Source organism: Aminobacter sp. P4_H6_2, assembly GCF_056400805.1.
In genome coordinates this window covers 1-9,894 of the sequence record NZ_JBFUKO010000149.1, presented here as the reverse complement: position 1 = coordinate 9,894, position 9,894 = coordinate 1, and the positions used below count along the sequence as shown (strand labels likewise).

The 9,894-nt window shown below is 60.7% G+C and carries 13 protein-coding genes; 5 read left to right on the top strand and 8 right to left on the bottom strand.

The window, feature by feature from the left end:
* Window positions 1-250, bottom strand: a 250-nt coding sequence (locus AC1DUU_RS13295) for an antibiotic biosynthesis monooxygenase family protein (protein ID WP_476783890.1), incomplete at its 3' end; no start/stop codon positions are given.
* A gap of 101 nt (window positions 251-351) precedes the next feature.
* A complete protein-coding gene (locus tag AC1DUU_RS13290) occupies window positions 352-582 on the bottom strand; it encodes a hypothetical protein (protein ID WP_476783889.1) in 231 nt (76 codons plus the stop codon).
* Window positions 583-677: 95 nt separating this feature from the next.
* On the opposite strand from AC1DUU_RS13290, the gene AC1DUU_RS13285 reads away from it, so the two are divergent.
* Together AC1DUU_RS13285 and AC1DUU_RS13280 are read left to right on the top strand one after the other, a co-directional pair.
* Window positions 678-2,087: a lipopolysaccharide biosynthesis protein gene (locus AC1DUU_RS13285; protein ID WP_476783888.1), complete on the top strand. Its 1,410-nt coding sequence runs from the start codon at window positions 678-680 to the stop codon at window positions 2,085-2,087.
* Window positions 2,087-3,370 carry a GNAT family N-acetyltransferase gene (locus AC1DUU_RS13280; protein WP_476783887.1) on the top strand — a complete coding sequence of 428 codons (1,284 nt, stop codon included), beginning with the start codon at window positions 2,087-2,089 and terminating at the stop codon, window positions 3,368-3,370. Before AC1DUU_RS13285 ends, AC1DUU_RS13280 begins: the two co-directional genes overlap by 1 nt.
* On the opposite strand, the gene AC1DUU_RS13275 is transcribed toward AC1DUU_RS13280, so the two are convergent.
* Window positions 3,367-4,998, bottom strand: coding sequence for an AMP-binding protein (locus AC1DUU_RS13275; RefSeq protein ID WP_476783886.1), 1,632 nt, complete (start codon window positions 4,996-4,998; stop codon window positions 3,367-3,369). The two genes, AC1DUU_RS13280 and AC1DUU_RS13275, sit on opposite strands and share 4 nt — an antisense overlap.
* Window positions 4,999-5,161: 163 nt before the next feature.
* Between AC1DUU_RS13275 and AC1DUU_RS13270 the strand changes: the two genes are divergently transcribed.
* Entirely contained in the window at window positions 5,162-5,446 is a 285-nt protein-coding gene (locus AC1DUU_RS13270) for a hypothetical protein (RefSeq protein WP_476783885.1), read from the top strand.
* 147 nt (window positions 5,447-5,593) lie between these two features.
* Here AC1DUU_RS13270 and AC1DUU_RS13265 read toward each other — a convergent pair whose 3' ends face one another.
* A complete protein-coding gene (locus AC1DUU_RS13265; protein ID WP_476783884.1) occupies window positions 5,594-6,463 on the bottom strand; it encodes a rhamnan synthesis F family protein in 870 nt (289 codons plus the stop codon).
* 422 nt (window positions 6,464-6,885) lie between these two features.
* Complete coding sequence (locus AC1DUU_RS13260) at window positions 6,886-7,194, bottom strand: helix-turn-helix transcriptional regulator (RefSeq protein WP_476783883.1); 309 nt, start codon at window positions 7,192-7,194, stop codon at window positions 6,886-6,888.
* Window positions 7,195-7,208: 14 nt separating this feature from the next.
* Here AC1DUU_RS13260 and AC1DUU_RS13255 point away from each other — a divergent pair, with 14 nt between their 5' ends.
* A complete protein-coding gene (locus AC1DUU_RS13255; protein ID WP_476783882.1) occupies window positions 7,209-7,460 on the top strand; it encodes a hypothetical protein in 252 nt (83 codons plus the stop codon).
* A gap of 936 nt (window positions 7,461-8,396) precedes the next feature.
* On the opposite strand, the gene AC1DUU_RS13250 is transcribed toward AC1DUU_RS13255, so the two are convergent.
* The 3 genes from AC1DUU_RS13250 to AC1DUU_RS13240 are packed head-to-tail and all read right to left on the bottom strand — an operon-like array spanning window position 8,397 to window position 9,475.
* Window positions 8,397-8,741 (bottom strand): hypothetical protein, encoded by a 345-nt coding sequence (locus AC1DUU_RS13250; protein WP_476783881.1) that lies wholly within the window; start codon window positions 8,739-8,741, stop codon window positions 8,397-8,399.
* A gap of 57 nt (window positions 8,742-8,798) precedes the next feature.
* Complete coding sequence (locus AC1DUU_RS13245) at window positions 8,799-9,293, bottom strand: arsenate reductase ArsC (RefSeq protein WP_476783880.1); 495 nt, start codon at window positions 9,291-9,293, stop codon at window positions 8,799-8,801.
* Entirely contained in the window at window positions 9,293-9,475 is a 183-nt protein-coding gene (locus AC1DUU_RS13240) for a hypothetical protein (RefSeq protein ID WP_476783879.1), read from the bottom strand. The genes AC1DUU_RS13245 and AC1DUU_RS13240 overlap by 1 nt, the downstream gene beginning before the upstream one ends.
* A gap of 197 nt (window positions 9,476-9,672) precedes the next feature.
* Here AC1DUU_RS13240 and AC1DUU_RS13235 point away from each other — a divergent pair.
* A partial coding sequence (locus AC1DUU_RS13235; RefSeq protein ID WP_476783878.1) for a hypothetical protein occupies window positions 9,673-9,894 on the top strand: 222 nt, incomplete at its 3' end.

Genomic DNA, 9,894 nt, shown 5'->3' with positions numbered 1-9,894 from the left:
GCATGGCCTGCACCTTGGCCTTGGCCGGCGCGATTGCCGCTTCGCTTTCCCACTCGACGATCGTGATGACGTTGTGTTCGCCTGCTAGTGACGGCTGCTCCAGCAGCATGTCCTGCAGGAAGCCCGGCTGCACCCTCAGCAGTTCGTGCGTCTGCCGGACCTTGCCGAGAAATTCGGCGCGTGCCCGATCGGGAACCGCGAACCTGTCGACCCTGTAGACGCGTTGTGCCTTGCTTGCGTTCTGATCCATCTCTCTTGCTCTCCTTGCTTCAACGGGAACGATTTGTGCGACCTCAACCAAAGTTGAGGTCAAGTGCAATTCGCAGGTCACCGTAGAATTTTTGAAGCAGCTCAGAACTGCTCGTTGTTTGCCAGTTCGATGAGATTGCGCAGCGCAGCCACGCCCAGGCTATTGATGTGCTTGCGCCCGAGCGCGATGTCGATGCGCATGGCGATCGCATCGGCGTCGGCGCCGCGCAGGTCGGCAAGCCGCTCGATGCCGATTTCTTCGAGATAGCGGATCATCGTTGGTCCGATCGAATAGGCGCGCAGCATCGATCGGCGTTCGTCTTGCGAAATCATGTCACCTCCCCTGCCCCAAAACTGCCGTCCAACCGTTTCTTAATGGCTCTCAACTACATGCTGTCAGCGAAAACCGCGGAAGATGGAGTGTTTGGGTGCGTTTTTCCGCAGCGATGACGGCTGAGCGGTGGTTGCCGGGGCGGATTGCCTCGCGCGTCACGCCGTTGTTGCGCCGCGTCGATGCGATACTGTTCAGCGCCGACGGACGCGGCGAAGCCGGCCGCATGTCGCTCATTGCCTTTGCCGTTCGCATCGTCAGTGCGGCCATCGCCTTCGTCAGCCAGGTGCTTCTGGCGCGCTGGATGGGCAGTTTCGAATACGGCATCTTCGTGCTGGTCTGGGTGACCATGGTCATCGTCGGCTCCCTGTCGTGCTTCGGCTTCCACACCTCGATCATCCGCTTCATCTCCGAATACCGCGAAAAAGGCATGCTCGCCGAATTGCGCGGCGTGCTTTTGGCCAGCCGGCTTTTCGTGCTGGCTGCCTCCACCGTCATCGCAGCCATCGGCATCGCAGGCGTCTGGCTTTTCTCCGGCAGGATCGAAAGCTACTACGTCGTGCCGTTCTTCCTCGGCATGTTCTGCCTGCCGATGCTGGCGCTGTCGGACGTCTTGCAAGGACTGGCGCGCGCCAATGCCTGGGCATTCCAGGCGCTGGTGCCGACCTACATCGTGCGGCCGGTGTTGATCCTCGTCTTCATGGCGGCAGCCGTGATGGCAGGGTTGGCGCCAACGGCCGAAACCGCTGTCATCGCCTCGATCGCCGCTACCTACGTTACCACGCTTGCCCAGTTCGCCCGTGTCACCTCGCGCGCCGACAAGCGCATCCCGGCAGGCCCGCGCAATATCCGGCTCGGCTACTGGCTCCGCATCTCGCTGCCGATCTTTCTGGTCGAGAGCTTCTTTTTCCTGCTCACCAATGCCGATGTGCTGATGGTCGGCTTCTACATGGACCCCGACAAGGTCGCGATCTATTTCGCTACGGTGAAGACGCTGGCGCTGGTCCATTTCGTCTATTTCGCCGTCAAAGCCGGCGTTGCGCAGCGTTACGCGCAGATTGCCCATAGCGAGCCGGAAAAGCTGGCCGGCTTCGCCCGCGAGACGGTTGCGTGGACGTTCTGGCCGTCGCTCTTGATGGGATTGCTGGTGCTGTTGTTTGGCCAGCCGCTGATCGGCATGTTTGGCCCGGGCTTCGATGAAGGTTATCCGCTGCTGTTCCTGCTGGTGGCGGCAGTGGTCGCGCGCTCGGCGGTCGGGCCATGCGAAAGCCTGTTGACGATGAGCGGCTACCAGAACGTCTGCGCCATGGTCTATGCCGCAACCCTTGCCCTCAACATTGGCCTCAACGTCGTCTTGATCCCCACGCTCGGACTGTGGGGGGCTGCGATCGCCACCTCGGCTGCGATGATCTTCGAGGCCACGGCACTTTCATTCACCGTATGGCGCGCGCTCGGCATCGTCATGGTCCTGTTCATCCCTGTCCGACGCACGCCGGAGAAAGCCTGATGGCGGCCATCCCGCTTCTCGAAGAGACCAGTGGCGGCCCAGCAGGGTCGATGATCGCCGGCATCGCCGGCGTTCCAGCCGACGTCGCCGATCTTGCCCATCTTGAATTGACCGCCAGCGAGCGGCCGCTCAGACGGCTTGCGATCTATCCGGCGTCCGCCGGCTTCGACCTTGTCGAGGAACTCGACCACCTCTGCACCCGCACCATCGAGCCCAACGTCTTCTTCAATCCGCGCTTCCTGGCACCAGCTATGCCCAGGCTCGAAGACCGCGAGGTGCGCCTTGCCGTCATCCGCGACGGCACCGAATTCCGTAGCCGGCTCAGGCTGCTTGTGCCCTATTCGGTCGAACGCCCGGCGATACCGCTCGGCGTGCCTGTCATGCGGACCTGGTCGAGCCCGTTCGGCCCGCTCGGCACCCCGCTGCTCGACCGTGATGACCCCGAAGGCGTGATCGCCGATTTCTTCGCCATGCTGGCAAGACCCCATCTCAAGCTGCCGAAGGTGTTCGTGCTGCCCGACATGCGCCTCGACGGTGCTGTGGCGCGCATGCTGAGCGCTACCGCCGAAAGCCGGGGGTTGCCGCTGGTGATTACCGGCCAGTTCGAGCGCCCTTTCCTTGAAAGCGAAGCCGAAGGCGAGGAGTATCTCAAGGCATCGCTCGGCACCCGCCACTACAAGGAATTTCGCCGGCTGGGACGTAGGCTCGCTGAGCAGGGTGTGGTCGAGCACAAGGTCGCGCGCACCCAGGACGACGTGCGCCACGCCATCGAGCAGTTCCTGACGCTGGAGGCATCCGGCTGGAAGGGCCGCCAGCGCACGGCCATGGCGATCGACCGCTACCGCGCCGCCTTCGCGCGCGAGGCGGTGCACCGGATGTCGGAACAGGACATGTGCCGCATCCACTCGCTGACGCTCGATGGCCGCACCATCGCGAGCCTTGTGGTCTTCGTCGAGGCCGGCATCGCCTACACCTGGAAGACCGCCTATGACGAGGCGCTGTCGGCCTATTCGCCGGGTGTGCTGCTGATGATGGCGGTAACCGCCCAGCACCTCGAAGACCCCAACATCATGATGACCGATTCCTGCGCGGTGCCGGATCACCCGATGGTCGGCAAGATGTGGAGCGAGCGCAAGCCGATGGGCACCTTCGTCGTCGGGCTGACGCCCGACGCCGATCGCGCCACGCGCCAGGCCGCTTCGCAGCTGCATCTCTATCGCGAGACGCGCAAGCTCGCCACCAAACTGCGCGACCGGATGCGCGGCCTGCTCAAGAAGCGCTAGGCTTTTTTCGTTTCGCGCCTTGCCCGGTCGCGAAAAATGCGGCGGATGACCTTGCCGGTGGTGGTCAATGGCATGGAATCGACGAACTCGACCTCGCGTGGGTATTCATGCGCCGACAGCCGCTCGCGCACCCAAAGCTTGATCTCCTCGGCGAGTGCGGCATCGCCCGAAACCCCATCCTTGAGCACGACATAGGCCTTGACGATCTCGGTACGCAGCGCGTCGGGCTTGCCCACCGCAGCGGCGAGCGCCACCGCGGGATGGCCGGTCAGGCAGTCCTCGATCTCGCCTGGGCCGATGCGGAAGCCGGCGGAGGTGATGACGTCGTCGTCGCGGCCAAAGAAGGCGACATAGCCGTCCTTGTCTTCGATGCCCTGGTCGCCTGTCGTCATCCACTCGCCGATGAACTTCTTCTCGGTCGCCTCGGGGCTCTGCCAATATTCGAGGAACATCACCGGATTGGGCCGGGCAATGGCGATCTGGCCTGATACGCCGGCGGGTACGCGGCGACCCTCACTGTCGATGATGGCGACGCGATGGCCAGGCACGGCCTTGCCGATGGCACCGCCACGGCTGACGCCAAGTGCAGCACAAGAGGCAAGCACCGCGTTGCATTCGGTCTGGCCGTAGAACTCGTTGACCACAAGCCCGAGCTCGGCGGCTGCCCAGTCATAGGTCTCGCGGCCAAGCGCTTCGCCGGCAGAGCCTATGCTGCGCAGATCAAGCCGGAAGCGTCTGCGGATGTCGGGCACCACCTTGAGCATGCGCAGCGCGGTTGGCGGGATGAAGGCGTTGCGCACCCTCATTTTCTCCATCAACAACAACGCTGCTTCGGGATCGAACTTGTCAAAACGGGCGGCAACCACCGGCAGGCCGAGATAGAGGCCGGGCAGCAGCAAATTGAGCAGGCCACCGGCCCAGGCCCAATCGGCTGGTGTCCACATCAGATCGCCTGGCTGCGGCAGGAATTCATGCGCCATCTGGATGCCAGGCAGATGGCCAAGCAGCACCCGATGGCCGTGCAGCGCGCCCTTGGGCGGGCCGGTGGTGCCGGAGGTGAAGATCATCATCGCAGGATCGTCAGGGCCGGTGTCTTCGGCCTCGAAGAAAGGCGAGTGGGAGGCAAGCAGGCGATGGAAATCGTCGACATTGCCACCGCCAACCACAACGATGGTCTCGAGTTCGAGTAGCCGGCCGCCGATCTGGCTCACCTTGGCGAAACCGGCCTCATTGGTGACGATCGCCCGAACGCCAGCGGTTTGCAGACGGTATTCGAGCGCCTCGACGCCGAACAGCAGCGCCAGCGGCACGGCAATGGCGCCAAGCTTGTAGATCGCGACATGAGCGATGGCCGTCTCGAAACTCTGCGGCAACAAAAGGGCCACGCGGTCGCCACGGCGCACGCCTTTGGCGCGCAGCGCATTGGCAAAGGCATTGGAGCGGCGCGACAGTTCGCCAAAGGAGAGCTTCTCCGCCACACCGTCTACGCGGTAGTCGAGCAAAGCCGTGCGTTCAGGGTCGACTGATGCCCAGCGGTCGGAGACGGCGGTGCCGATGTTGAACTTTTGCGGGATATTCCAGCGGAAGTCGCGGTAGAGGGCGTCGTAGGTGTCGCGCCGTTCGAGCATGGACGATCGTCTCCGCTCCTCCGCGAGTGGACAGGCTTTGTCGCGTAGCCCCTGCCCCCACGACCCGTCAAGTGGGAGCGAGTAGCGTGTCCTTGCCCCTAACTGACGCGGCGACGCTTTCGTGATAAAAAACTGCCCTTGATCTATTGRAAAGGGGAACGCCATGAAGTCGAAGACTTTGTTGTATGCCGCCCTTGCGGTCGCCCTCGGCATAACTGGCACTGTTGTCGCCAATAAGATCATTGGGAACGGAATCGAAGCCGCCGGTGACAAAGGCATTAAAGTTGCCAACAAGATCATTGGCAATGGCTACAAGGACGATCCTGCCGCGTGCGAGGATGTGACCGCTGGCTCCAATTGCGAACAATCTACGGTATCAAAGACTGGGCAACAGCCGACCCCGGCGAAGCCGGCTGCTGCGGCAATGACGGCTACGAAGCCCAATTGACGTAAGTTCGCTGTCCGTTGACCAAGATGACAAGTGCACCTCTCGTGGTGACCCAAGAGGTGTGGGTTTGGTTGTGCGGAATATTCTGGAAACAGCGACCAACGGGCCGAGCCTAGTAGCCTGGGACCGCCAGATCAGAACCAAATATCATGGCTTCGGCCTGCGGATGCGGCGAAGAACGCTTCCGATTTTGTTCCGCGCTTGCGTTCTATACCGACCGAAAAGCCCCCTGGAGCTTGTCTTGCGCGCGAAATCGTAGCGATCGTTGAGGATGGCTTTGCCAGTCGGATCGGCGCTGGAAGCGATCCTCTGTCCAAGCGCCAAGGCACCCAGCATCATGCTGCGCTCCAGCGCGTGAGCCAGCGTGCAGTCCACTTGCCCGTCCTCGGCTTCGAAATCGCCACCTTGGAAATTGAGATCGATGATCGGCTGGAGGGCAGCGCCGCGAGCCATGAACATGGTTCCGGCAAAAAAGCCCGCCTCAAGAACCTGTTGCTCGGTCAATCCCAGGCGAGAGCCAATGGACAAGACCGCAGTTCGATTCCCGCCAATATACTTGGTTACAGACAGAAAATGGCCGTCAGGCCCGACTATCCCCAAGGAGGGGTCGCTCGTGAAGGCTCTGATCGAGCGTTCCAGTACATCCGGACGAAGGAGGGCTTCAAGCATGGCGCGGCGCCAAGTATCACCGTCCGCCCGATGCGATGATTTCTTGGTGTGAACCTTGACGACAAGGTCGAAACCTTCGGCGCAGACTGCAGGAAATATCCGCAGGAAAGGAAGAACGTCGCGACCTCGATTCTCAGTCACTTGAAGGGCAAAGACTCGGCCACTTGCGTCGAGCCGCGAACGTGCGGCCGCCTCGCGATCAGGTACCGTCGTTACAAACAGCTTGTGTCGCGCAGGAAGAGCTCGCACGAGGTCGAGGATCTCGTCGAACGTATCCATGTGGAATGCATGGATGACTATCGCAACCTTGAGCTCGTCATGCATGCGCGACGCCTTGTCCTTGGCCAATACGTCCCTCGATGCAATGCCGCGATGGCATCGTCAAGAAGCCAGGTGCACGTGCACGCCATGTGCCCACGAGACGAGGGAACACCATGGATCGAAAAACGCCCATGCGATTGAAAGTTGTTGTGGGAAATGGTGCCCCTAGCCGGGAAGCCAGAAAGCAACAATATCAATAGCTTGGAAATAAGTGGGACAATCATCAGCAGGCAAATTCATTATGTTTTCTGGCCGATCGGTCTCACGCTCTCGCGAAAGAATTGAATGAGGTCGCGCCGGTCAACGACCCACCGCCCGCCTACTTGCTTCGCCGGGATTAGCCCAGCGCTGAGCATGTGGAACGTCTGCTTCGGCGTGCGATTGATGAACTTCGCAATCCCCTCCGCACCCCAAATCAAATCGAGTTGGTTCTCTTGCATTGCCGGAGGTTAGCTCGGCGACTCGCTTGTTGCCACTATCTCGTCGAAAAAGTTGACATTGTCGGCTTCTGGCAGGTCGGTGAAAGCCATATCCAGCACCAGTCGATCCCACACCACACGGCCGTCGATCCGCTTCGGCTTCGGCATGCGCCCGTCGGCTACGAGCTGGTCGAACTTCGTCGGACCAATCCCGATGTAGCGCGCCGCACCCTCGCGGCTGAGACCACGAGGCGGGTAGCTGTATGGATCTGGGCGTAGCACGGTTCGTCTCCTCAAGGTGGCATTGACGTCGATCGCGACCCGCGCGATTTTACCCATGCCTCGGAGGGATCATGCACAAATTTCAGGTCATCTGCGTTTCGGCAATCGCTCTTGCTGTTGCCGGCTGCACATCGTCGGCACCTCCTGCCGAGCCGGCAAGCGGGTATTCGCTGATGGCTGCTGTCGAAGCCTCCGGGGAAGTTGCATACAAGCTCATGGAACGGGGTTTTCCCACCATGCAGGCCTGCGAGCAGCGCATGCATGCTCTCGAGAGCAGCCACGACATCGTGCTTCGGTGCATTGCCAGCAACACAGCGCTTTAGGTCTTTTCCCACGGCGGTGTCTTGCTGTAACCGCCGGCTCGCCCGCTGCGGGAACCTCGAACATGCAAATATTGCTTGGCGAAAAATAGTTTAAGCAACACAATGAACTTGCCCTCGCCCTGGCATGGGTGCGGCAGCCATCCCTCCGCTGCCGGGTGGGCCAATAGCCGCCGTCACGCTCCAACGTGACCACCCACATACGGCGCATCAATCCATCTAGCTAATTGCTTCTCACCTGGGGCTGGATGACACTATCGGCGGGGCTATGGTGGGGCAGAGCACCGGCGCAGCGCCTTAAATGTTCTAGCCGAGCATTGCGTCGGTGTCCCCCCGCCCCCAAGCACGCAAGTGCGCGCCTTACGCGATGTCATTGGCCTGCTTGGAACAAAACATCCGAGCAAGCCTATCAGTTGATGCAACGACGTCAACGCGCCCGGCCTTTCCGATTTCGGCGAGCAGSGATTGCCACCACCGACCTTTGGGCCGGGCGCGAGATCCGGGCCATGGGGCTGTGGGGCGACGAAGACCCGGATGGCATCAGCGTGCRCCCGCCTCGTTAWTGATCCGTGGAGCGGCAATCTAAATATTATCGGTTTCTAACATTTATTCGGGCGCCGCAACGCGCCTGGCAAATCTGCCATCTTGAGGGGAGCCGTCGCTTAACGGGCACCGCCAGCCTGCCCTAGCGATCTTGGTGATCCCTCATCGGCGCAGGAGGCATAATGCGCCCAATACCCGAACGCCTCTCAACGGGGAGATACGGCCGAAACTTGCGACGGCTTTTCCTCGGGCATTAGGCGGAGGCTTGAAGGGGACACCAAAAGCACCGCGATAAGGCCGATAGCGACGGCCAAGGCTATAACGGACAGGGTTTTCGTCATCCGGGATAAATGGGTGCTGTGTGGGCGACGGTCAACAGCGAAGCACCCGCGAGGGCTAGGCCTTAAGATCAGCAGATGTGGCTGTGGTGTCTCCAACCTGATCGGCTGCTGCCTTCTTGCGCAACCGTTCACGCTTCTTCGGTGCCTGATCACGCTCATCGGCGTCGTCTGGAGACTTTGGGTCAAGCCGGTGAGTGATGGCGAGGTCGAATATTACCTTGAGTATATTCAGATCCTTCACGTCTGGATCGGTGAGGGCGAACAAAGAGGCTTTGACAATTCTCTTGCTTGTCGCCTTGGGCACCCGGGCGAGCACGTGGTGGTACAGAGCTTCCCCGACAAGACCCTTCCCGGCACCATCTATCAGGGCGTCGTACACCTTCTGGATCTTGCCGCCCATGGTGAGCTCCTTTCACTGGGTGGACGAGCTGCGTTCAGCATCCTCTCCGGTCGATCCTTACATCCGCCCAATCAACTGCAAATGATGATCGACTGCCATGCGATCGATGGTGGAAAGGGGAAGGTTGGTGAAGGCCATGATGCGGTTCTTCATGAAGCGAACAGCTATGCCGAAGGCGCATTCCTTTTCAATATCGCTGCCCTCAACCCTCGTCGGGTCTTCGATACCCCAATGGCCTGTGATCGGTTGCCCAGGCCAGACCGGGCACGATTCTTCGGCCGCGTCATCACAGACCGTGAAGACGAAATCCATTTCTGGCGCGTCAGGCACTGCATATTCGTCCCAGGACTTCGACCGGAACCCGTCTGTCGGATAGCCGAGCGCGGCAAGCACCTTCAGTGCCAATGGATTGACCACGCCCTTCGGTTGGCTTCCTGCGGAGAAGGCGTTGAACCGCCCGGCACCTTCCTTCTGAAGTATGCTCTCGCCCATTATCGAGCGCGCGGTGTTGCCGGTGCAGAGAAACAGAACATTGTAGACATGGCCAGGCATCAGGCAGCCTCATTGTTCGACGCGCCTTTGACACTGAGGATTTCGGCCGCAATGGTCTCCATCAGCGCCTCTCGATGCTCGACTTCAGCAATCTGAGTTCGCGTCAGCTTAGTGCCCCTGGCGCGCTCAATGCTGCGCTGCACTACGTCGTAGAGATCCTGGAGTTGGTCGAGTTCGCTCAACACACACCTTCCAGTTGGATCACGCCATTATACCGCAAGGCAGCAAGTTAGGTCGACTCCAAAAATGGCAAAGAGAACCCCGCCAGTGAACGGCGGGGTCCTGGGGAGAATTGATGAGGGGATTGGGAGCTTTTCAGGATCGCACATCGTCGTGACGAGCCAATGACGGAGGCAAGCAGCGCGCGGAACTATGGGAGGTGCTGGACTATCTGCAAGATATCAAATTCGCGGCCTCGATCGGCGCCGGCAACAAGGGTGCAGTGCCAGTGCAGCCTGTCCTGAGGGTCGTGGCCAAGCATCTTCGCGGTGAGGACAAGTTGCGACATGCAACGGTGTCCGAGATACTTATGCCTTGTGGTGACCTGCCACAGATTCGACAGGCCGCTTTAGCTGCGCACCGATATTCGAGAGAGCCCGAT